A 22,561-nucleotide genomic window follows, 5' to 3' on the forward strand; every position below is an offset into this window, starting at 1 on the left:
GGCCCTGCGCATCGCGCCGTGATCGGCGGGCTTGACCAAAGACGTTTGTGAGTGCCCACTCACAAACATGCGATCCACCGCTGAGGCCCGCCGGGCCACCGTTCTGAACGCCGCCGTGTCGGCGTTCGCGCGCACCGGCTTCCACGCCACCCCGGTCACCGCCGTGGCGGCCGCCGCCGGCATCTCCGAGGCGTACGTCTTCCGGCTCTTCGCCGGAAAGCTCGGGCTGTTCGTGGCGGCCGCCGGGGCGTGCTTCGAGCGGATCGTCGTGGCGCTAAAGGCCGGGGCGGAGCGTGCCGGAGGCGCCGGACCGGAGGAGGTGTTGGAGGCGATGGGCGACGCCTACGCCGAGCTGATCGCCGACCGTGATCTCCTGCTGTTCCAGGTGCAGGCGCAGGCCGTCACGGACGTCCCCGAGATCGCCGAGGCGGTGCGCGCCGGCTACCGGCAGGTCGCCACCTTCGTGGGGAGTCGGTCCGGCGCCAGCGACGCGCAGGTCCAGCAGTTCTTCGCGTACGGCCAGCTCTGCCACCTGATCGTGACCGCCGGCCTGGAGCAGGTGCCCGAGCCGTGGGCTCGTGCGCTGACCGCAGGCATCCGCCACCCCTGATCCCGACGACCGCACCACCGGGCCGCTTCCTGGCGGCCCACTTTTTCCACCCAACATGTGTGTGAGTGCACACTTACAAACAGGGAGAACGCGATGACAACCGACGAGATGATCACCGAAGTGGTGCTGCCCGGCGTGGTGGAGCCGGACGGGCTCCAGGTCAACCGACGCGCCATGCCCGTTCCCGCGGCGGGCCAGGCGCTCGTCGAGGTCGAGGCCACCGGCATCTCGTACGCCGAGCAGAGCATGCGCCGCGACCTCTACCCCGGCCAGCCGGCCTTCCCGTTCGTGCCCGGCTACGATCTCGTCGGCACCGTCCGGGCGGTGGGACCGGGAGGCGACGGCTCGCTGGTCGGCACCCGGGTCGCAGCGGTCACCAAGACCGGCGCCTGGACCACGCACGCAGTGGTGAGCGTCGACGACCTCACCCCGGTCCCGCCGGGCCTGGACCCGGCCGCGGCCGAGACCGTAGTCGTCAACGGGGTGACCGCCTGGCAGATGCTGCACGGCGCCCGCCTGCGGGCCGGTCAGACGATCCTCGTGCACGGCGCGAACGGCGGCGTCGGGACCGTGCTCGTTCAACTCGGACGCCACCTCGGGCTGCGGGTCATCGGCACCGCCGCCCCGCGACACCACACGGCGCTGCGGGAACTCGGCGTCGAACCGCTGGACTACCGCGACCCCGACCTGGCCGCGCGGGTCCGCGCGCTTTCTCCCGGCGGCGTCGACGCCGTCTTCGACCCGGTCGCCGGCCCGGGCGTACGCACGTCGTACCGGCTGCTCGCCCCCGGCGGCAAGCTGGTCGTCTACGGCAACGCCTCCGCCCTGGGCTCCGCACGCTCGATCGTCTGGGTCTTCGTGAAGCTGCTGGCCCGCCTCTACACCTGGAACGCCCTGCCGAACGGTCACCGGGTCGGGTTCTACAACTTCTGGTCCGGCCGCCGCACCCGCGCCGCCGCGTTCCGGCGTCGGCTGCGTACCGACCTCGGCATCGTGCTCGACCTGCTCCGCCAGGGCGTGATCGTGCCGCAGATCGCCGCCCGTTACCCGCTCACCGAGGTCTCCGCCGCGCTGGTCTTCGCCGAGGCCCGCAGCCGGCCGGGCAAGGTCGTGCTGGAGCCCTGACCAGCCAGCGTGCCGGGGGCCCGGATGCCGTGCGCGTGCAGCCGCACTGGCCGGGGCGTAGGCTGGGCATGTCGCCCGGGGCCCCCGGTGGCCGCAGGATGTCGCCGCCACCAGCCCGCCAGGGCATTACCGATCGCCGTCACCCGTCGCCGCGGCGTGCTGGCCGTTGTCGCCAGCCACGTCCCCGCCGTTCGGGTTTCACCGCACAGCGCTCGGCATCCCACCCGCGCTTTCGCACCGCCGTCCACCCGTAATTCGGGCGGCTCAACCAGGGGAGCACCAGATGAGGATCGCCAGGCACCGGATCGTCAGCGCGCTACGCGATCGGGGTCAGCAGGCCAGGGCCGACTGGGTCGAGCGTGAGCTGCCGGAGCGGGTCGACCCGGCCAAGCACTCCGGGCTGCTCGCCACCCTGAATCTCGACCCCGCCGACCTGGCCGACGCGCCGGCCTCGTAGGGGCGGTGCCGCTCGGGCCGGTCGCCCCTGGCCCGGGCGGGTCGAGGTGGTCCGCCCCGGCGGTCGGGTGGAATCAGGCGAAGTCCTCGGAGAGGTGCCCGCGCAGCGTGGCCAGCGATCGCGTGATCAGCCGGGAGACGTGCATCTGGGAGACGCCGATCTGCTCGGCGATCTGGGCCTGGGTCAGGTTGCCGTGGAACCGCAGGCTGAGGATCCGGCGTTCGCGTTCGGGCAGCGTGGCGAGCGCCGGGCCGAGGGCGACGCGGAGGTCGACGAGGTCGAACTCGTGGTCCCGCTCCCCGAGGGTGTCGCCGAGTTCCATGCTTCCGTCGATGCCGGTGGGTGTGGACAGTGAGGTCGCCCGGTACGCCCGGGCTCCCTCCAGCCCTTCCAGCACGGTCTCCTCGGAGACGTCGAGGTAGCTCGCGATGTCGGCAACCGTCGGCGAGCGGCCCAGGGTGTGCGTCAGTGTGCTGTTGGCGGCGCTGATCGAGAGCCGGAGTTCCTGAAGGCGGCGCGGCACCCGCACCGACCAGGTGCGATCCCGGAAGTATCGCTTGATCTCGCCGACGATGGTCGGGATGGCGTACCCGCTGAAGTCGACGCCCCGGGTCGCGTCGAAGTGGTCGACGGCCTTGATGAGGCCGACCATCGCGGTCTGCGTCAGGTCCTCGTCGGGGGCGCCGCGACCCGAGTAGCGCCGGGCCAGATGGCGGGCGAGCGGCAACCACGCCTCGATGGCGCGGTCCCGCAGGGCCGGTCGGCGCGGGTCGTCGGCCGCGGTGGTGGCCAGCTCGACGATCAGTTCGTCCGTGCCGGCGGCGTTCCGTCGGCTGACAGCGGTGCCGACCGTGGGTTCGACAGTCGTGAGCATGGGCTGGTCCTCTCCGTGTATGCCCGCCGACCAGGACGACCGGAGAGAATCCGATGCGCTGTCGACAGGACCACAACCACGGGCCTCGCCGCCGCGTCATGTCGTTTCAGGTGCGGTGTGCACGTTACCTGAAAGTGCGAGCAATGACTAGCCGAAAGTATGAGATTGGGCAGCTAGACGCGCTGCAATGGTGCGCCTGGGGGGTGGCCCCGGCGGCCGGTCAACCGGCCGCCGGGGCACCTGTTCAGGACTCGAGCTGTCGGCGTCGGCGCAGAAGGAGCAGCAGGGCTGCGCCGCTGGCGACGGCGATGCTGCCGACCGCGGTCAGGGCGGGCAGCAGGCCGCCGCCGCCCCTACCGCCGGTGACGGGCAACTCGGTGCGGGTGGGGACCAGCGTTGGCTGGCCGGTCGGGCTGCCCGTGGGCTGCCCGGTCGGTGTCCCGGTGGGCTGCCCGGTCGGGGTGCCAGTCGGCGTGCCGGTCGGCGTGCCGGTCGGGGTCCCGGTTGGCGTCCCGGTCGGGGTGCTGGTGGGCGTGCCGGTCGGTGTCCCGGTCGGGGTCGACGTGGGGGTTCCCGTCGGCTGAAGGCAGACGGGTGCGTTGATGGTGTTGGTGTCGAGGGTGACCGCCCCGGTCTGTGCCAGGGCGCGGCCCTGGAGGGTGGCGCCGGTGTTCATGGTGATCGAGGTCTGGGCCAGGATGTTGCCCATGAAGCGGGTGCCGGTGCCGATCGTGGCCGAGCTGCCCACCTGCCAGTAGACGTTGCAGGGCGAGGCGCCGTTGATGAACACCACGCTGCTGTTCGAGGCGGTGATGAGGGTGGAGTCGATCTGGAAGATGAACACCGCCGCCGGGTCGTTCTGACTGTTGAGCGTCAACGTCCCGGTCAGCTGTGCGGCGCCGATCCGGTAGACGCCCGGAGTCAGTGTGGTGCCGCCCAGCTCGGCGGGCAGGTTGGTGAACGGCGTCCGGCCGGCGGCGTCGTTGTACGCGGTGGTCAGATCGTTCTTGGCCTGCAGTGCCACGGCGTCGCCGAGGTGGATCTCCCCGCCGACGATGCCGGGCGGAAAGCCGGGTGCGGTGTTGCCGGGGCTGACGCCGAGGCTCTGCGCCAGGAAGCTCGGCCCGGTGTTGGTGGCCGTCGAGCCCGCCAGCACGGAGAAGTTCGCCGCCGTTCCGAGGTTGACCGGCGCCTCGGCCGCGCTCGCGCCGGTGCCGCTGAAGATGAGGACGGCGACTGCCGCTCCGCCGGCGGCGACGGCCGTCAACGCGGACATGACCGCGCGTCGAGGTCGGCGCAATAGTGTGGTTGTCACGATATGCCCTTTCACGAATGCGTCTCACCGGACGCCGGCCGAGTCGGCGGTTGACAGCCGCACTCCGAACCGCAGATGGGACGTATTGAACTTTTGCACATCTAATGCCTCAAAATTCCCTTAACGCTCAATATGGCCGCAGCTGACCGGCATTCGCCTCTCGGTGGCGCACCGGGCCGGGCGGCTGCAGGGAGTCCCTCGTCTCGTACGGGCTCCGCACGTTGGCAGTTCGCCGCCGGGCTTCTACGGTGGTCAGGACACGGGAGGTGGAGCTTGGTCGACGCCGGCGACGCGGCGCGTTGGTTGCAGCTCAACGCACCCCGGGGCGGGCCGGACGAGTTGGCGCTTCTGGTCACCCGGGCCGCGCCGGCAATCGGTGCCACCGAGATCGTGATCTATTTGGCCGACTACAACCAGTCCTGTCTCGTGCCCCTGCTGGGCGCCGGCCTCGCCCGGGACGAGCTGACGATCGACACGACCCTGGCCGGTCGGGCGTTCACCACCCTCGAGGTGCAGCGTGCCGCCGACAACCCGGATCGGCTCTGGGTGCCGCTGCTGCTCGGCTGCGAGCGGCTGGGTGTGCTGGAGGTCGTGTCGCCGGCCGCCGCCGACACGGCGCTGGACGGGCCGGCCTGGGAGTTGGCGGTCAACGTCGCCCAGGTCCTGGTGAACCGCCGGCTCTACGGCGATGTCGTCGAGCGGATGCGGCGACGCCTGCCGATGCAGGTCGCCGCCGAGATCGTGTGGGGGCTGCTGCCGCCGCTGACCTTCGCGACCGACGACCTGGTGGTCACCGCGATCCTCGAACCGTGCTACGACGTCGGCGGCGACATCTTCGACTACGCGCTGAACGGCGACGTGCTCAGCCTCGGGCTCTTCGACACCTGCGGGCACGGCATCAAGGCGAGCACCCTGGCCTCGCTGGCGGTCAGCGCGTACCGCAACGCCCGCCGGTCCGGCCTCGACCTCGTCGACACGGCCATCAGCATCGACCGGTGGGTGCGCTCCGAGCACCCCAGCTACTTCGCCACCGCGCTGCTCGCCGAACTGGACCGGCGCACCGGTCGGCTCCGGATCATCAACGCGGGGCACCCCGGCGCCATGCTGCTGCGCGACGGCAAGGCCATCCGGGAGCTGCCGGGGCCGACCGCGCTGCCGCTCGGCCTGGGTCACCTGTCGCAGGCACGACCCCAGGTGTACGAGGAGGAGCTGCACCCCGGCGACCGCATCCTCGCCTACACCGATGGCATCACCGACGCGAAGAGCATCGACGGGGAGCGGTTCGGGCTGGACCGGCTCGTCGACTTCGTCAACCGTGCCCTCAACGACGGGCTGCCCAGCCCGGAGACGATGCGCCGCCTGGTGCGCGCCGTCCTCGCGTACCAGGACGAGCAGCTCGACGACGACGCCACCGCCCTGTTCCTGGAGTGGCAGCCCCCGCACCTGCCGTTGGGGCACCTGCGGCACGTCACCGCGCCCCAGCCCTGACCGCCGAGTGGGATTTTGCACTCCCAGTGCACTTGTCTTTAGAATTCGGGGCTGTCTAGCGTCACACCATGGCTGACTCGTGGACCTTCGCCGTGGCCCGTGCCGACCTCCGCCAGACCACGCTCGCCGACGCCGAGGCGCCCGCGCTGCCCGACGGCGCGGCGCTGCTGCGCGTCGACCGCGTCGGCCTCACCGCCAACAACGTGACCTACGCGGTGCTCGGCGACGCGATGCGCTACTGGGAGTTCTTTCCGCCCGGCCCCCGCGGGCTCGGGCCGCAGTGGGGGCTTCCGCCGCTGTGGGGCTTCGCCGACGTGCTCGCCTCGGCGGTTGCCGGGGTCGAGGTCGGTCAACGGGTCTACGGTTACCTGCCGCCCGCTGGCCACCTGGTGGTCCGGCCGGACCGGGTCGACGCGTCCGGGTTCCGCGACGCGAGCCCGCACCGGGCCGAGCTGCCCTCGCCGTACAACGCGTACCGGTCGACCACTTCAGACCCGGTCTACCAGGCCGGGCAGGAGGACCTGCTGATCCTCTTCCGGCCGCTGTTCTTCACCTCGTTCATGTTGGCCGACCAGGTCGTCGACAACGACTTCTACGGCGCGCGGTCGATCGTTCTGTCATCGGCGTCGAGCAAGACCGCGTACGCTGCCGCGTCCGAACTGCACGGTCGCGGCCCGCGACTGGTCGGGCTCACCTCGCCCGGCAACGTCGCGTTCACACGGTCACTCGGCTGCTATGACGACGTCGTCGCGTACGACGACATCGACGCCCTCGACGCGGTCGCCACCGTGCACCTCGACCTGTCCGGAGCCCCCGCGACCCGGACCGCGCTGCGCGCTCACCTCGGCGACCGGCTCGTCCGGGACATCGCGGTCGGGCTCACCAACCAGACGCCGAACGCGGACGCCGCCGGGGAGGTCTTCTTCGCGCCGGTGCAGATGCGCAAGCGCAGCCGGGACTGGGGCCGCGACGGGCTCGACAGGCGGTTCACCGACGCCTGGCAGCGGTTCGTCCCGGCGGTGAGCGGGTGGCTCGACGTGCGGGTCGGCAACGGTCCCGAGGCACTGCGACACGCGTGGCTCGACGTCCTCGCCGGTCGTACGCCGCCTCGGGTCGGCCACGTCGTCCAGCTCTGAGCCGGCCGTTACGGGACGATCGCGTCCACGTAGCCGCCGTCGACCCGGACCGCCGCGCCCGTCGTCGCGGAGGCGAGCGGAGAGGCGAGGTAGACGACCATGTTGGCGATCTCCTCGGGCTCGATGAGCCGCTGGAGCAGCGACTGCGGCCGGTGCAGCCGCATGAACTCCCGCTGCGCCTCGTCCCACGGCAGGCTGTCGCCGACGAGTTCGGCCACGAAGTCCTCCACGCCCCCGGTGTGGGTCGGCCCGGCCAGCACCGAGTTGACGGTCACGCCGGTGCCGGCGGCGGCCTTCGCGAACCCGCGCGAGACGCCGAGCAGAGCCGTCTTCGAGACGCCATAGTGGATCATCTCGGCGGGGATGGCGACCGCCGAGTCACTGGCGATGTACTGCACGCGGCCCCAACCGCGTTCCATCATCCCGGGCAGGTAGGCGCGGGTCAGCCGGACGCCGGCCAGCACGTTCACCTCGAAGTAGCGACGCCACTCCTCGTCCGAGATCTTTAGCGCCGGAGTGGGGCCGAAGACGCCGAGATTGTTGACCAGGATGTCGACGCTGGGCAGGAGGTCGAGCGCGCGGGCCGTACCGTCGTCGGTCGACACGTCGGCGTCCACCTCGACGACCTCGGCGCCGGGGACCTCGCCGCGCAGCGCCGTGGCCGCGCGCTCGACCGAGGCGGCGGTACGGCCGTTCACGGCCACCCGGGCCCCCGCGCGGGCGAGCCCGACCGTGATGGCGGCGCCGATTCCCTGGGTCGAGCCCGTCACCAGCGCGGTCCTGCCGGCGAGATCGATCTGAACCGTCATGGCTGTCCTGTCCGTTCGCACCACACCGAACCCTGGTCGGGGGACGGCTTCCGCAATCTCGACCGTAGCCGTGCCGGCCCGACCCGGCAGGGTGAGTCGGACAGTTCACGGCCCCGCCTCGGCTGGGGCGGAAACCGCTGGTCATCCGCCGGTGGCGTTGGTCCAGCACCCGCCGGTCGTCCCCTGCCGCTAGGCTGTGGGTGCGGGCACCGATGGCCCATCGCCGGGCCCGCCCCTCCGCCTCCCACGGCTTCGAAGCTGCCGATGACTGAGTCGAGCGCTGCCGTGCACATCTTTTGGAGCACCTCGTGCCCGATATGACCTCCGCCCGCAACCCCTTCACCATCGAGGGGGGCAGGGTCGTCGACGACGAGCGCAGTCCGGCCGCGGACGTCAGTGCCGCGTCCATGACCCGCCTGCGTACCCCCTTCGCGGCCGAGGCCGAGTCCGGCGCGCCGGCCGACCGGCCCGGCCGACCGGAGGAGAAAACCGTAATCTGACCCGCCGCCGCTCGTCTCCGATCACGAGGCGGTCAGCGCGCACGCGCGCCGACCGGACCGAGCGCAGGAGGAGTGGGACCCATGTCGTCAGCCGGTCGGGCAGCACCCGATCCCGGGCTGGTCGTCGCGGCTCGACAGGGCGACCGGCGCGCTCTCGACGACGTCGTGGCGGCCTCGCTTCCGCTGGTCTACAACATCGTCGGGCGTGCGCTCCGCGGCCACGCCGACGTCGACGACGTGGTCCAGGAGACGTTGGTACGGGTGATCCGGCACCTGCCCGCGCTCAACGACCCGGCGGCGTACCGGTCCTGGCTCGTGGCGATCACCATCCGCCAGGTGCGCGACTGGGACCAGCGTCGCCGCATCGCCCTCAACCGGGACGCCGGGCTCGACGCGATCCACAACGTGCCCGACCCCGCCTCCGACTTCGCCGGGATGACGATCCTCCGGCTCGGCCTCACCGACCAACGACGTGAGGTCGCCGAAGCGACCCGCTGGCTCGACCCGGACGACCAGGAACTGCTCTCGCTCTGGTGGCTGGAGGAGACCGGCGAGCTGACGCGTGCCGAGATCGCCGAGGCCGCGAGTCTGTCGCCGGGACACGTCGCGGTGCGCATCCACCGGATGAAGGAGCAGATCCAGAGCGCCCGGGGCGTCGTCCGCGCCCTGCGTGCCCGCCCTGGCTGCCCGGACCTGCGCGCGGTGGCGGCCGAGTGGGACGGCACTCCCAGCCCGCTGTGGCGCAAGCGGCTGGCCCGACACATCCGTGACTGCGCGTTCTGCGGGCACCTGGGCACCACGTTCCTGCCGATCGACAGGCTGCTCGCCGGGATGCCGATGCTGCCACTGCCGGCCGGCATCAGCGCCCACGTCCCGAGCGCGACCGTGCCCCCGGCCGCCGCGCCGGCCGTCGGACCGCATCCCCCGGGCGTCGCCGAGCTTGCGGTGCACGCGCCCCGTGGTGTGGTTCCTTACCTGGCCGCCGGAGTGGTTGCCGCGGTCCTCGCGATCACCACGGTGGTGGTGGTGCTGCCGGACGATCCGGCCGCCGGGCCCTCCTGGGCCGTCCCGCCGCCCGCGGCGCCCACCACCGCCGCCTCCGCGTCCGCCTCCCCGAGCAGCGCGCCGTCACCGAGCGCGCGCCCCACGTCGAAGGCCCCGGTCGCACCGGCGGCGGTCAGCTCCGCGCGCAAGGGCGTCGGGGTGTGGAACTTCGCCGGAGCGAGCCAGGCGTTGGCCAGCTCGAAGGCCGGCTGGTACTACACCTGGGGCACCCAGCACCCGGGGATCAGCACTCCGCGCGGCGGGACGTTCGTACCCATGATCCGCAGCGCGGAGAACGTCACCGCCGCGGAGCTGGCCCGGGCCAGAGCCGCCGGGCCGTACCTGCTCACCTTCAACGAGCCGGACCTGCCCGAACAGGCGAACATGACAGTCGAGCAGGCCCTGGACCTGTGGCCGCAACTGATGGCGACGGGCAGCAGGCTGGGCAGCCCGGCGGTCGCCTGGGGCGGCCCGGACCCGCAGGGTTGGCTGGACCGGTTCATGACCGGCGCCGAGGCCCGAGGTCACCGGGTGGACTTCATCACCCTGCACTGGTACGGCGCCGACTTCACGACCGCGGCGGCGGTGAACCAGCTCCGGCAGTACCTGCAGGCCGTCCACCAGCGGTACCAGAAGCCGATCTGGCTGACCGAGTTCGCTCTGATCCGCTACGACGGCGGGCGTCAACAGTTTCCGAGCCAGGAGCAGCAGGCGGCCTTCCTCACCGCGGCTGCCGGCATGCTCGGCCAACTCTCCTACGTGCAGCGATACGCCTGGTTCGGCCTCCCCGCCACCGACAAGGACCGGTCCGGGTTGTTCAGCGACGGCACCACGGCGACAGCGATCGGCCGCGCGTTCCAGGCCGCGCATTGAACGGGCGGGCCGGGCTGTCCGGGCGGGCTGGGCGGATCGTCGGCGTCGTCGCGACGCTGGCCGCGACGGCGCTGGCCGTCGGTCTGACCCGGGATGCGGGCCGCACCGACCGGACCGCCGCGCCCGCGTCAGCCGCTCCCGCGCCGACTCCGCCGGTACTGCTCAACGGCACCGATGACGCCTTCATCCAGCTGCTGCTCCCGATGAACGAGGGTGCGCTCGCGTTGATCGACGCCCTCGACGATCGTCCGTCGGCCGCCGACCCTGCGCTGCGCGCCGTCCTCGGCGACATCCGGGCGGCGCACCGGGCCGAGTCGGTGGAACTGCGCAGGCTGCTGGCCGCCGGCAACATGCCGGAACAGAACATCCATGCGGGGCATCAGATGCCCGGCATGGTCACCGAGGCCGCTCTCGCCGAGCTGCGCGCCGCTCCCGAGGCCGAGGTGCGGTCCCGGGCCGTCGGTCTGATCCGGGCGCACCTCGCGCAGACCGTCGTGCTGTGCCGGGGCGAACAGACCGCCGGAGGCAGCCCGGAGGTGAAGACCCTCGCCGGCCGGATCCAAAAGGCGCGGGCTGCCGAACTGAACGCTCTGGGACGGCAGAGGGCTGAGCAGCAGTGACGGACTAGGCCGGCGGCTCGATCGCCTCGACGAGCACCTGGAGCACGTGCCGGTACGACTGCCCGGTGGCCCGGCTCATGCCCATCTCGCAGGTGCGGTTGCAGGAGGCGTACGCGTCGTGGTCGCGTTGGTTGACCTCGGCGGCCTGCGCGGCGGTGGCGCCGCCGGTGACCTCCGGATGCAGCAGCCCCCGGTCTCCGGCGAAGGCGCAGCATCCCCAGCTGTCCGGCACGGTCACGGTGTCGGCGACCGCCCGGGCCACGGTGTGCAGGTCGTCGATGCCGCCGAGGTGCACGGTGGAGCACGTGGGGTGCAGGGCCAGCGAGCCCAGCCGCCGGGGTTCGGGCAGCGCCGGCAGGAGGTGTTCGGCGGTGAAGGTGACGCTGTCGACGAAGCGCAGAGCGGCGTACCGTGCCCGGTCTTTTTCGGCCAGCGCGGCGGTCAGCTGGGTCAGCCCGTGGGTGCAGGACGACGCGTCGCACACGATGGGCAGGCGGCCCTGGTCGCTGGCCGTCCACAGCGCGGCCAGGGTCCGCTCGGCCATCTCGCGGTGGCCGGCGGGGTAGCCCTTGGACTGCCAGGGCGTCCCGCAGCACAGCCCCGCCGTCTCGGCCGGCACGACCACCGGCACCCGCGCCAGCTCGCACAGGCGCAGGAACGCCGCCGCCGAGCCGCCGGACGGGCCGTCCTCCGGTGCGAAGACGCTGCCGATGCACGCCGCGAAGAACACCGCCCGTGCGTCCGGCGCGCTGCGTGGCTCGGGGCGGGGCCCGCCGGCGCGCGGCATGTCGGCGCTCCACTGTGGTACGAGTTCGGTGGCGCCGAGTGCACGGATCACCCCGGTGGCGGCGCGGGTCAGCGGTGTCGGCACGGCGTGTGCGGCGTTCAGCCCGACCCGGACGCCGGCCACGGCGCCCTTCCAGTGCCGGGCGACACCGCGGGCGGTGCGCTGGGCGAGTGGGCTGTGCCGCTCCGCGCGCAGCCGCTTCATCGCCGCGCCGGTGTCGATGCCGACCGGGCAGGCGGTGACGCAGAGGCTGTCGGCGGCGCAGCTGTCCACCGCGGCGTAGTCGTAGTCGGCGGTCAGCTCCCGGCGGCGTTCCTCGTCCCCGGCGGCCGTGGCGAGGGCGATCTGCCGTTGCAGGACGATGCGCTGTCGGGGCGTGGTGGTGACGTCGGCGGTGGGGCAGACCGGTTCGCAGTAGCCACACTCCACGCAGGCGTCCAGCTCCTCATCGACTGTCGGGACGGCCTTGAGCTGCCGCAGGTGCACCGTCGGGTCGTCGTTGAGCAGTACGCCGGGGTTGAGCAGGCCGCTCGGGTCGCACAACCGCTTCAGCTCGCGCATCACGTCGTACAGCTCGTCGCCGTACTGTCGCCGGACGAAGGGCGCCATGGCGCGACCGGTGCCGTGCTCGGCCTTGAGTGTTCCCCCCTCGGCCAGCACGAGGTCGACCATGTCGTCGGTGAACCGGGCGTAGCGGTCGATCTCGGCCGGTGTGTCGAAGGACTGGGTCAGCATGAAGTGCAGGTTGCCGTCGCGGGCGTGTCCGAAGATCACCGCGTCGGGGTAGCCGTGCCGCTCGAACAGGCGGATCAGCCCGTCGCAGGTGCCGGTCAGGCGCGGCATCGGCACGGCGACATCCTCCAGCAGGGCCGTGGTGCCGGGCGGGCGGGCGCCGGCGACCGCCGTGTAGAGGCCCTTGCGCAGGTGCCAGAGCTTGGCCCGCTCGCGCGGGTCGTGGGTCAGCTCGGTGCCGGTGACGGCGGGCAGCCGGTCGAGCACGGGCTGGGCGTCGGCCAGCGTCGCGGCCAGCCGCTTCGCGGTGTCCTCGGCGAACTCCACCAGCAGCGCGGCGTGCCCGACGACCGTCAGCCCGCGCAGGGCCGGGCTCGCGTCGGGGTCGCGCTGGCTGACCCGCAGCGCGGCGGCGTCGAGCAGTTCGGCGGTACGCGCGCCGGCGGCGAGCAGGGCGGGCAGCGCGTCGGTGGCGGCGCTGAGACCGGGCAGGATCAGCAGGCCGGTGGCGGCATGTCGGTGGATCTCGACGGTCCGGAAGACGGCCTCGGCCACGAAGCCGAGCGTGCCCTCGCTGCCGATCATCAGGTGGGCCAGCATCTCGACCGGGCTGTCGTGGTCGAGCAGCGAGTTCAGTCCGTACCCCATGGTGTTCTTCATGGCGAACAGCCGCTCGATCGTGGCCCGCGACCCCGGCGTCGCGCGCACCCGGTCGCGCAGGCGCAGCAGCCCGGCGTGCAGCTCGGGCTCGGCGGCGCGCAGCCGGTCGTCGGCGTCGCGCGCGGCGGAGTCGACGACGGTGCCGGACGGGAGGACGAAGCGCAGCGACTCCATGGTGCGGTACGCGTTGTCGGTGGTGCCGCAGGTCATCCCGCTGGAGTTGTTGGCCACCATGCCGCCCACCGTGCAGGCGGACTCGCTGGCCGGGTCCGGTCCGAGCCGGCGGCCGTAGCGGGCCAGCCGGGCGTTGGCCTGCCGGATCGTCAGGCCCGGCTGGAGCCGGATGCGGCGGCCGTCGTCGAGCACCTCGGCGTGCCGCCAGTCGGTGCGCACGTCGACCAGCACGCCCGCGCCGCCGGCCTGCCCGGCGAGGCTGGTGCCGCCACCGCGCAGGGTCAGCGGCACGCCGGCCTCCCGGGCGCCGACCATCAGCGCGCCCACCTCGGCCGCCGAGGCCGCGCGGACCACGGCCTGCGGCTCGAACAGGTACGGCGAGGCGTCGTGCGCCGCCGCCAGCCTCCGGGGCAGCTCGGCGCTGGCCCGGGTCGGATCGTCGAGGCGCGAGCGCAGCAACTCGGCGACCTCGCGGGCGCGGACGCCGGCGGCGCTCGGCACGGGAACGACGGTGCTCATGGGCGATCCTCCCGGGAAGGGGTGGTCAGTCGGCGACGATCAGCATCCGCTCGGGGGCGGTGTCGACCGGCGCCGGCAGCCGCAGCGGTTGGCGGCCGGGGGTGATGCTGCCGAGCACCGAGGCGTGCCGTGCGCCGGTGCCCGAGGGCAGGGTGCCCGACAGCCCGTGCACGGTCAGGTAGCCCAGCAGCGCGAAGGCCAGTGCCTCCTTGGCGTCGGACGCGACACCCACCTCGTCGCTGGACGTCAGGTGGACGTCCGGCAGCTCGTCGCTGATCATCCGCAGCAGCGTCGGGTTGTGCGCGCCGCCGCCGGAGACGACGAGGCGGGTGACGCCTTGCTCGCGGCAGGCGTCGGCCACCGTGACCGCCGTCAGCCGGGTGAGCGTGGCCAGCACGTCGTTCGGCTCCGGCGTGGGGGCGTCGGCGAGGGCGGCGAGCAGGTACGGCAGGTGGAACAGCTCCTTGCCGGTGCTCTTCGGGCCGGGCTGCCGGTAGTACGGCTCGTCGAGCAGCCGCCGCAGCAGGACCGGGTTGACCTGCCCGGCTGCCGCGCCGCGCCCGTCCCGGTCGTACTCCTCGACGCCGCCGCTGAAGTGGCGGACGGCGACGTCGAGGAGCGCGTTGGCCGGCCCGGTGTCGAACGCGAGGGGATCCGCGTCCCGCGCGACGACGGTGATGTTGGCGATGCCGCCCAGGTTCAGCGCGGCGGGGACGCCGGGCAGGCCGCGCAGCAGCAGCGCGTCGAACAGGGCGACCAGGGGTGCGCCCTGGCCACCGGCGGCGACGTCGCGGCTGCGCAGGTCGGCCACGACCGGAAGGCCGGTGGCCTCCGCGATCCAGGCCGGCTGACCGAGCTGGAGGGTGCCGCGGACCGTTCCCGCCTCGACCCAGTGGTGCATGGTCTGCCCGTGCGAGACGACCAGGTCGGCGCGGCCGCCGCAGAGTTCCGCGACCGCCCGCACGCCCGCCTCGGCGAAGGTCTGGCCGATGCCGGTGTCCACCACGCAGATCGCCTCGGTGATGGTCGTCGCGGGTGGCAGGGCCGCGGCGATCCGGGCGCGCAGCTGGTCGGGGTACGGGTGGCTGAGCCGGCCCAGCGGTCGCATCCGCAGGGTGTCGCCGCTCAGGTCGAACTCGGCTGCGGCGGCTTCGATGCCGTCGTAGGAGGTTCCGGACATCAGGCCGATCACGCGCATCGCGTCCTCCTTCACGCCCGGCCGGCGGGTGCCGTCGCGGCGTCGTCGTCGACCTCGTCGCGTCGTCCATGGTCGTACGGCGTCTCCGGGGCCGGGTGGAACCGGCTCGACACCGCGCCGACGACCAGGGTGATCAGGACGCCGATCGGCACCAGCCACTGCGCGGCGATGGCGGTCGCGGTGGTGGTACCCGCCGTCGTCACATCGATCTTGACGAAGCGGACGATGTAGGTCATCACCGCCACGGTGACGAGGAAGGCGATGAAGGCGTCGACCTGGTTGGCCCGCTTGACCAGACGGCCGAGCAGGAAGGCCCCGAGCAGCGCCCCGTAGGTGTAGCCCGCGATGGTCAGACCGGTCAGGTAGACGTTTCCGGTGCTGGAGCTGAACGCGCAGGCGAAGATCGCCATCAGCACCGCCCAGACCAGGGTCATCACCCGGGCGAGCCGGAGCATCGCGTCGTCGGACGGGACCTTGCGCGAGAAGCTGTGGATGAAGTCGGCGACGGTGGAGTTCGACATCGAGTTCAACGCCGACGACAGCGAACCCATCGCGGCGCCGAGGATGCCGGCCACCAGCAGACCTGAGATGCCGACCGGCAGGGCGTGCAGGATGAAGCTCGGGTAGAGGTTGTCGCTGCTGGCCAGGCCGAGTTCCTTGAAGGTCTGACCCTTGTTGTACGACCACAGCAGCGCGCCGACCAGGGAGAACGCGGCGAACTGGATGACCACGAAGACGCCCGAGGAGATCATCGCCTTCTGCCCGTCGCGCAGCGTGCGGGTGGACAGGATGCGCTGGACGATCAGCTGGTCCGACCCGTGGCTGGCCATCGCGAAGATGGCACCACCGATGATCGCGGTCGGCAGGGCGAACGGGCTGGTGAGCACGTGCGCGAGGGTGAAGTTGGTGTCGAAGAGCTGGAACTTGCCGGCGTCCAGCGCCTGCGAGTAGCCGTCGAAGCCGACGGCGTGGCTGAGCACCGCGATGGCCAGGATCGCCCCGCCCAGGTACAGCCCCATCTGGATGGCGTCGGTCCAGATGACCGCCTTGATGCCGCCGAGGTAGGTGTAGACCACCGTGATGAGCGTGAGGACCACGATGATGGCCTGGTAGCCGACGTGCAGGCCGAACTCGTCGAGGAGCAGCTTGATGGGGATGGCCGAGGCGAACAGGCGGACACCCTCGGCGAGCAGGCGGGTGAAGACGAACGTGACCGACGCCAGACCCTGAAGTTTCAGGCCAAACCGCTCACCGAGGTACTGGTAGGCGCTGACGAACCCACCCCGTTTGTAGAGCGGGATGAGCACCGTGGCCACGACGACGCGACCGATGACGTAGCCCAGGGCCAGCTCGACGTTGCCGAACCCCTGACCGCTGTAGGCGCCACCCGGCACGCTGATCACGGTCAGGACGCTGGTCTCGGTGGCGACCACGGAGAACGAGACGGTCCACCACGGCAGCCGGCCCTCGCCCACGAAGTAGTCCTTGGCGGATTTCTGCTTGCCGGACAGGCGCAGTCCGACGAAGGCGATCACCACGAGGTACAGCACGATCACGACAAGGTCGAGTTGGCGCACGGTTCACTCCCCACCCAGCGGGTTGTCAATAAGTGACGTTGGCCCACACTAACGCGAAACTTTTTGCCAGCGCCCGTCCGGGCTGGTTACGCTGTGGTTTCAGCCTGCTGATAGAGGGTGCGTTGGCCCAGCAGGACGCGCCCGGTGGCACTCGGCGGCTGAACATCAGCGAGAGGAACGAACACCGGATGGACCTCAGCACCCTCGGCACCGAGACCCGCAACGACAAGACCAGCGACCTCGACCGAATGTCTCCCACCGAGTTGCTTCTCGCGATGAACGACGAGGACCGCTCGGTCGCCGACGCCGTCCGTCGGGCCGTGCCGGACATCGCCGCCGCCGTCGACGTCATCGTGGCGTCGCTACGCCAGGGCGGACGGCTGATCTACCTCGGCGCGGGCACCAGCGGCCGGATCGGCATGCTCGACGCCGTCGAGATCCCACCCACCTTCGGTACGACGCCCGACCGGGTCATCGGTCTGCTCGCCGGCGGGGCACGAGCCTTCGGCGTCGCCGTCGAGGGCGCCGAGGACGACCCGGCCCGCGCCGTCGCCGACCTCGACGCGGTCGGCCTGACCGCCCGCGACACGGTGGTCGGGCTCGCCGCCAGCGGCCGTACCCCGTACGTGGTCGGCGGGTTGGATCACGCCCGCGCGCGCGGCGCGGCGACCGTCTCCGTGGCCTGCAACACCGACGCCGTGATCAGCCGGCACGCCGACGTCGCCATCGAGGTGCCCACCGGCCCCGAGGTGCTCACCGGCTCCACCCGGCTCAAGGCCGGCACCGCCGAGAAGCTCGTCTGCAACATGCTCTCGACCGCCACGATGGCCCGGCTCGGCAAGGTCTACGGCAACCTCATGGTGGACATGAACGCCACCAACGCCAAGCTCGTCGACCGGGCACGCCGGATCGTCGCCGAGGCCGCCGACACCGACCTCGACACGGCCGCGCGGGCGCTCGCGGCGGCGCACGGGCACGCCAAGACGGCCATCGTGCTGCTGCTCGCCCACTGCACGGCCGAGGAGGCCGCTGCACGGCTGCGCGCCGCCGACGATGACGTCCGGGCGGCCGTCGCGGCCTGACCGCAACGCGTCGCGCGTCGTCGCTGGCGTGCCCCGGTGGTCAGCGGTTCAGGTAGGCGGCCAGGCCGCCGAGCTCCTCGCTCGCGATGAACACCGACCGCACGTTGAGGATGGCCTCCTCGACGTGGGCCTCGCAGCCCCACGCCGCATCACCCCACGAATCGGCGATCTTGATCTTCGCTGGTGCGGCGCACCCCTGGTCGCCGCCGAGCTGGCAGTGCTCGGGGTGCGGTCGGGCGGCCTGTGCGGCCGCGGCGGCGCGCATCCGGTCGGCGAGTTCCGCGGCGGCGGTGGCGCGCTGCTCGGCCTCGGCGCGCAGCTGCCGCTCCGCGCGTACCGCCTTGGCCAGCTCCTCATGCGCGGCCTTGGCGCGTGCTTCGGCGGCCGTCTTCGCCTGCTCGACGTGGTGGCGTTCGATGGCCAGGGCCGCGGTGTCGGCGAAGACCCGGGCCAGAGCGAGATCGGCGTCCTGCGGGACACGCGGGGTGCGGTGGTACATGGCGAAGGTGCCCAACAGGCTGCCGTCGCGGGCCAGGATCGGCATCGACCAGCAGGCGGCGAGGCCGGCCCGCTCGGCCAGGTCGCGGAAGTCGTCCCAGAACGGGTCGTTGGCGATGTCGGTGACGATGACTGGTTCCCGCCGGTGCGCGGCGGTGCCGCACGAGCCGACGCCCTCGCCGGTGGCGATCCCGTCGATGGCCTGGTTGTAGAACTCGGGCAGGCTCGGTGCGGCGCCGTGGCGCAGGTGCCGGCCGTCCGGATCGGCGAGCAGCACGGAGACGAGCACCTGCTCCGGCGCCAGGTTTTCGATGCAGCGGGCCATCCCGTCGAGCACCTCGGCCAGGGGCGCCTGGCGGGCGATCTGCTCCAGCATGGCGCGGTGTTCGGCCATCAACCGCTGGGCGTGCTTGACCTGCGTGGTCTCCACACCGATCACGCGGATCCCGGTCACGGTGCCGCTGGCGTCGCGGCGTGGCTCGTAGGTGAAGTCGAAGAACGCCTCCCGCGCGTGCGGACCGGTCCCCAGCACGACCCGGGCGTCCCGACCGGTGTAGGGCTCACCCGTGCGGTAGACCTCGTCCAGCAGAGCGACGAAGCCCTGACCGGCCAACTCGGGCATCAGCTCGGCGATCGGGACCCCGGTGCGCGCCCGTTCCTCACCGATGGTGGCGAAGAACGCCGGGTTCGCCGTCTCCACCACATGCGTCGGCCCCACGAGCGACGCGAAAACGGCGATGGACTGCCCGAACAGCGCCCGCAGATCCTCCTCGGCCGTCTCCCCGGCACTCACCGCAGTCGACCGCTGGCCCGATACCGCCGTCATGCCGTGGTCGCCCCTCTCCTGTACGACTTCGTCGGATGGCTCATGGTCCGCCGCCCGCTGACGGTCGCCAGAGTACGGGGAAGACCGCGAAGCCGCCGTGCAGCGTACCGATGCTCAGGCAGCGGCTGTCGTACCGGTGCGGCGGCGGCTCAGCCGCACTCGTCCACGAACTTGTAGTAGCTCATCCGGAAGCGTTGCAGCAGGGCGCGCATGAAGTCCGGACCGGCCTCCGGCGGCACCCGCTCCGCGCCGACCGGCACACCGTTGTCGTAGAAGTCCTGTGCGAGCGCGCCCCACTCGGGGTCGACGATGGTCAGCGACACCGCCTGGCCCGGCTGCCAACGGAACTCGGCCACCCGCCGGTTGGTGTGCTGGGCGAACGTGCGGAATCGGCGCCGACGGTCTCCGCCGCGGCCTCCGCCACCTGCGGTGCCAGGCGCCCCTGTGCCCGGCGCATCACCGCCAGCACCTCGGCGGTGATCTCGTCCGCCCGCCACCGCAACACCCGGTCGTCGAGTCGAAGGTCGGTCATGGCGCCGGACGCGGCGACGGTCACCTGGACCGCGCCGTCCGCACCGTCGGCGGTCGCCGACAGCGCCGCCACCCGCTCGGACAACTCCTGCGCCCGGGCGGCCCGCTCGGAGATGCCCGCCGACCAGGAGGCGACGAACCGCTCGGTCGCCGCGCCGAAGTCGCCGCTGGGAAACTGCGCCATCAGACCTCCCCGTGTGACGGCTGCCGGCCGCCTCGGGGTGACACCGGGGGCGCGGCCACCACACGATACGTCCTGACCCTCCGACGTGGAGTCCGCGCGGCGGCTGTCCGCACGGACGGCGGCCGGCCGCTCAGTTGAGCGGCCGGCCGTCGCGAATCGGGTACGGGTCCTCGTGCGGACTCCTACCGCTCAGCCGCGAATCCACTGCTGATTGCTGCCACCGGTGCAGGTCCAGATCTGGACGGCGGTGCCGTTGGCGGTGCCCGCGCCGTTGACGTCCAGGCAGAGCCCCGATCCGACCCCGGTGATCGTGCCGTCGGCGTTGACACGCCACTGTTGGCCGCTACCGCCGTTGCAGGTCAAGATCCGCGCACGGGTCCCCGCGGCGGTGCCCGGTACGTCGAGGCACTTGTTGCCGTAGACGGTCAGTTGGTTGCTCGTGGTGAGCGTCCACTGCTGGTTGGCGCCGCCGTTGCAGTCCCAGATCTGCACCACCGAACCGTCGGCCTGGCTGGCCCCGTTGACGTCCAGGCACCGGTTGGAGCCAGCGCCGCGGATCGCTCCGGTCGCGCCCGGCTCACCGGAGTTGCCGACCGGCGTGATGGAGAGGTTGTCGAACTGGGCGGTGACTCCCTGACCCGTGCCGTACCCGATCTGGCCGGCGACCCAGGTCGAGTCGGAGACCGTTCCGACGGTGGTGCCGTCGATCGCCGCGGTGAGGGTGCTCCCGTTGAGCGTCAGCGACAGGGTGTGCCAGCGCCCGGTGCCCAGCGCGGAGGTGTTTCCGCTGGCCAGCGTGCGCCAGTTGCCGCTGGTGTTGTTGCTCCGGATGGACCACGCGCCACCGTCGGTCACCCGGAAGTAGTACCCGTTGAGGTTCTGCGGGCCCTGGTGGTTGTACGTGTTGGCGCGTCCGATGAGCTGCGCGTAGCCGGACTTCTCCAGCATGACGTCCGAGGAGACCGTGTAGTTGCGCCACGACAGGTCACCCAGCAGCGTGTACGGCTCGGCCTGGCCGGACGTCCAGAAGATCGGCGTCTGCTCCGACATCTGGCGTACGCACTGGCCTGCGCGACCACCCCCGCAGCCGGCGATCTCGAACGAGCCCTGCTGGTCCATCAGGTACTTCGCCTCGCGCCCGACGGCGTAGCTGTCGAAGGTGTCGTTGTACGGCAGCTTCAGGTTGCCCGCCGCCGGGCTGGCCGCCGTGCTCTTACCCTGCCCGGTGGTGGTGGTGATGCTGTAGACGTAGCCGGGCTGGACGGTGAGCGAGAAACGCCCGCCGCTCGGCGTGATGTCGCTGCCCCTGACGAAGTGGTCGGCGGTGTTGTTCGACCGGACGTTCGTCGACCAGACGTGCACGGCGCCGGTGGACAGCCCGCCGGTGACGGTGAAGTCGAGGGTCTGCGCTGAGCCGGCGTCCATCGTCTCGATGATGGTGCTGTAGTCGCTGTTGTTGGTGGACTTCAGCGACACGTAGCTGCCGTTGTTGCGGTTGCCGCCGAGGTAGCCGCTCGATCCGTCGAGGTAGCGCCAGCCCGGGGCGGTGAACTGCGTGGTCTGCGCCATCACCCACGTGCTCTTGCCGATGGAGTAGGCACCGGACCAGGGCTGCTGCGCCACCGCCACACCCGTGGTCGCCCAGGGGATGTTGGGAGTGATGGCGGCGATGGCGGGCCAGTTGATGTAACCGGTCATCTTGCCGTCGATGTAGCCGCGGTTGATGCCCCGGGCGAGGGCCTGCGCGCCGGCGTTGTAGTCGTCGGAGCCGTTCTCGCTGGCCCAGAGCGACTTGCCGGTGGACACCGCGTTGTTGGAGCTGGGGCAGCTGGACTGGGCGCTGCGGTATCCGCAGACGTAGTGGCTGCCGAAGACCTGTACGGCGTTGGCGAACGCCGGATCCCGCAGCGATTCGTCGGCGGCGGCCCAGCCGAAGTCGTCCGAGGCGACGATCTTCACGCTGCTGTAGCCGCGGGAGTTGAGAGCCGAGCGCAGGTTCTTGTACCAGGTGGCGTTGTAGCCCTTCTCGTTCCACCCGCCGAGGTAGTTGATGGTCAGCCCGTGGGTGGCCGCGCAGTCCAGCCAGGCCACCAGGTAGTCGATCGAGTCGTTGGACCAGAAGTTGCCGTTCCCGATCCAGCCCGGCGCTCCCCAGGCCAGGCCCGCCAGGGCGATGTTGGCGTTGCGCGCCCGCGCCTGCTCCATCAGCCACCACTCGTAGCCCCGGTTGCAGTTGATGGCGCCCCGGGTGTGCTCGTGGCTGGGCTCCGCCCCGGAGGTGGAGTTCGTGTCCCCGCCGATCTCCGTCTTCAGTAGCTGCATGGCGGCGCCGCGGCCCGGCTTGAACAGGTAGTCCAGGATGTCACTGCGCTGGGGCTCCGGGTAGTCGATCAGCAACCTGCTGTTGCCGCCACCGCCACTGACCGCGCCGATCCCGTCGAGCGCCCGTCCACCGGATCCGCCGTTGATCGTGATGGCGGTTGCCGCCTGGGCGGGGGAGGCGAACCCGGTCAGCACGGCCGCCGCCAGGACCACCCCTCCCAGCGCCGAAGCGGTCAGCCGACGCGGACGTCGCGTGCTTCGCCATGACCAGCGGCGCGGCCCGCCCTCGCCAGTGCTGCGCCGATGACTCCCTCTACCGAACATCTGACTCGCCTCCCCAACCGCTTTCGACCCCGAAGCCGTACGGCAGGTGTCGAGCTGTCGTACCGCGGAGGCCTCTTATCGAAGATCGTTAATAAGCAGACGTCGTATGTTAGGCACCGCATCGGTCGGCGGTCAACGGCAACGACCAACCACAAATGCCGCGATCTTGGGCGGCGGGATCGTCGGAGCCTCACAAAAGGTTCGATGAATGCTGCGTCGAGCGTTCACCGGCAGGGCGGGCCGGCGCGGCGGCGGGAACCGGAGGTAGGTAGACCCGCCCGCCCCCGGGGGGGGGC

General features: G+C 71.7%; 19 protein-coding genes. 9 read left to right on the forward strand and 10 right to left on the reverse strand.

All coding sequences use genetic code 11. From position 1 onward, the window contains the following. Positions 1–67 precede the first annotated feature (67 nt). The 3 genes from ABZU46_RS07385 to ABZU46_RS07395 all read left to right on the forward strand — a co-directional run bounded on the left by ABZU46_RS07385 (position 68) and on the right by ABZU46_RS07395 (position 2,192). Positions 68–610 (forward strand): TetR/AcrR family transcriptional regulator, encoded by a 543-nt coding sequence (locus ABZU46_RS07385; protein WP_354855589.1) that lies wholly within the window; start codon positions 68–70, stop codon positions 608–610. Positions 611–703: 93 nt separating this feature from the next. Then, complete coding sequence (locus tag ABZU46_RS07390) at positions 704–1,735, forward strand: medium chain dehydrogenase/reductase family protein (RefSeq protein WP_354855590.1); 1,032 nt, start codon at positions 704–706, stop codon at positions 1,733–1,735. A gap of 283 nt (positions 1,736–2,018) precedes the next feature. Further along, positions 2,019–2,192, forward strand: a complete 174-nt coding sequence (locus tag ABZU46_RS07395) for a hypothetical protein (protein ID WP_354855591.1) — start codon at positions 2,019–2,021, stop codon at positions 2,190–2,192. 73 nt (positions 2,193–2,265) lie between these two features. Here the strand turns inward: ABZU46_RS07395 and ABZU46_RS07400 are convergent, their stop codons facing one another. Beyond that, positions 2,266–3,066 carry an RNA polymerase sigma factor SigF gene (locus ABZU46_RS07400; protein ID WP_354855592.1) on the reverse strand — a complete coding sequence of 267 codons (801 nt, stop codon included), beginning with the start codon at positions 3,064–3,066 and terminating at the stop codon, positions 2,266–2,268. Positions 3,067–3,310: 244 nt separating this feature from the next. Continuing rightward, on the reverse strand, positions 3,311–4,342 hold the full coding sequence (locus ABZU46_RS07405; RefSeq protein ID WP_354855593.1) for an ice-binding family protein: 1,032 nt from the start codon (positions 4,340–4,342) through the stop codon (positions 3,311–3,313). 312 nt (positions 4,343–4,654) lie between these two features. Between ABZU46_RS07405 and ABZU46_RS07410 the strand changes: the two genes are divergently transcribed. Both ABZU46_RS07410 and ABZU46_RS07415 read left to right on the forward strand, forming a co-directional pair. Next, on the forward strand, positions 4,655–5,869 hold the full coding sequence (locus ABZU46_RS07410) for a PP2C family protein-serine/threonine phosphatase (protein WP_354855594.1): 1,215 nt from the start codon (positions 4,655–4,657) through the stop codon (positions 5,867–5,869). A gap of 68 nt (positions 5,870–5,937) precedes the next feature. Beyond that, complete coding sequence (locus ABZU46_RS07415) at positions 5,938–7,005, forward strand: DUF2855 family protein (protein ID WP_354855595.1); 1,068 nt, start codon at positions 5,938–5,940, stop codon at positions 7,003–7,005. 8 nt (positions 7,006–7,013) lie between these two features. Here the strand turns inward: ABZU46_RS07415 and ABZU46_RS07420 are convergent, their stop codons facing one another. Then, complete coding sequence (locus ABZU46_RS07420) at positions 7,014–7,814, reverse strand: SDR family oxidoreductase (RefSeq protein ID WP_354855596.1); 801 nt, start codon at positions 7,812–7,814, stop codon at positions 7,014–7,016. Between the two features lie 317 nt (positions 7,815–8,131). Here ABZU46_RS07420 and ABZU46_RS07425 point away from each other — a divergent pair, with 317 nt between their 5' ends. The 3 genes from ABZU46_RS07425 (at position 8,132) to ABZU46_RS07435 (ending at position 10,851) form a co-directional block, all read left to right on the forward strand. Next, a complete protein-coding gene (locus ABZU46_RS07425) occupies positions 8,132–8,314 on the forward strand; it encodes a hypothetical protein (protein WP_354855611.1) in 183 nt (60 codons plus the stop codon). Between the two features lie 81 nt (positions 8,315–8,395). Next, positions 8,396–10,231 carry a sigma-70 family RNA polymerase sigma factor gene (locus ABZU46_RS07430; RefSeq protein ID WP_354855597.1) on the forward strand — a complete coding sequence of 612 codons (1,836 nt, stop codon included), beginning with the start codon at positions 8,396–8,398 and terminating at the stop codon, positions 10,229–10,231. Beyond that, complete coding sequence (locus ABZU46_RS07435; protein ID WP_354855598.1) at positions 10,228–10,851, forward strand: DUF305 domain-containing protein; 624 nt, start codon at positions 10,228–10,230, stop codon at positions 10,849–10,851. Before ABZU46_RS07430 ends, ABZU46_RS07435 begins: the two co-directional genes overlap by 4 nt. A 4-nt stretch (positions 10,852–10,855) precedes the next feature. Here the strand turns inward: ABZU46_RS07435 and ABZU46_RS07440 are convergent, their stop codons facing one another. The 3 genes from ABZU46_RS07440 to ABZU46_RS07450 are packed head-to-tail and all read right to left on the reverse strand — an operon-like array spanning position 10,856 to position 16,498. Continuing rightward, positions 10,856–13,723: an FAD-binding and (Fe-S)-binding domain-containing protein gene (locus tag ABZU46_RS07440; RefSeq protein ID WP_354855599.1), complete on the reverse strand. Its 2,868-nt coding sequence runs from the start codon at positions 13,721–13,723 to the stop codon at positions 10,856–10,858. 25 nt (positions 13,724–13,748) lie between these two features. Beyond that, on the reverse strand, positions 13,749–14,921 hold the full coding sequence (locus tag ABZU46_RS07445) for an anhydro-N-acetylmuramic acid kinase (protein ID WP_354855600.1): 1,173 nt from the start codon (positions 14,919–14,921) through the stop codon (positions 13,749–13,751). A gap of 11 nt (positions 14,922–14,932) precedes the next feature. After that, positions 14,933–16,498: a sodium:solute symporter gene (locus ABZU46_RS07450; RefSeq protein ID WP_354855601.1), complete on the reverse strand. Its 1,566-nt coding sequence runs from the start codon at positions 16,496–16,498 to the stop codon at positions 14,933–14,935. A 188-nt stretch (positions 16,499–16,686) separates the two neighbouring features. Here ABZU46_RS07450 and murQ point away from each other — a divergent pair, with 188 nt between their 5' ends. Next, positions 16,687–17,580, forward strand: coding sequence for an N-acetylmuramic acid 6-phosphate etherase (gene murQ, locus ABZU46_RS07455; protein WP_354855602.1), 894 nt, complete (start codon positions 16,687–16,689; stop codon positions 17,578–17,580). A 40-nt stretch (positions 17,581–17,620) separates the two neighbouring features. Here murQ and ABZU46_RS07460 read toward each other — a convergent pair whose 3' ends face one another. The 4 genes from ABZU46_RS07460 to ABZU46_RS07475 all read right to left on the reverse strand — a co-directional run bounded on the left by ABZU46_RS07460 (position 17,621) and on the right by ABZU46_RS07475 (position 22,265). Continuing rightward, positions 17,621–18,871, reverse strand: coding sequence for a GAF domain-containing protein (locus ABZU46_RS07460; protein WP_354855603.1), 1,251 nt, complete (start codon positions 18,869–18,871; stop codon positions 17,621–17,623). A 182-nt stretch (positions 18,872–19,053) separates the two neighbouring features. Continuing rightward, entirely contained in the window at positions 19,054–19,260 is a 207-nt protein-coding gene (locus ABZU46_RS07465) for a hypothetical protein (RefSeq protein ID WP_354855604.1), read from the reverse strand. Beyond that, the gene (locus ABZU46_RS07470) at positions 19,218–19,619 is read right to left on the reverse strand and encodes a YbaB/EbfC family nucleoid-associated protein (RefSeq protein ID WP_354855605.1); all 402 of its coding nucleotides are present in this window, start codon (positions 19,617–19,619) and stop codon (positions 19,218–19,220) included. The genes ABZU46_RS07465 and ABZU46_RS07470 overlap by 43 nt, the downstream gene beginning before the upstream one ends. A gap of 189 nt (positions 19,620–19,808) precedes the next feature. Further along, complete coding sequence (locus ABZU46_RS07475) at positions 19,809–22,265, reverse strand: ricin-type beta-trefoil lectin domain protein (RefSeq protein ID WP_354855606.1); 2,457 nt, start codon at positions 22,263–22,265, stop codon at positions 19,809–19,811. Positions 22,266–22,561 lie beyond the last annotated feature (296 nt).

The sequence above is a fragment of the Micromonospora sp. NPDC005197 genome (genome assembly GCF_040608295.1).
In the GTDB taxonomy this organism is placed as follows: Bacteria; Actinomycetota; Actinomycetes; order Mycobacteriales; family Micromonosporaceae; genus Micromonospora.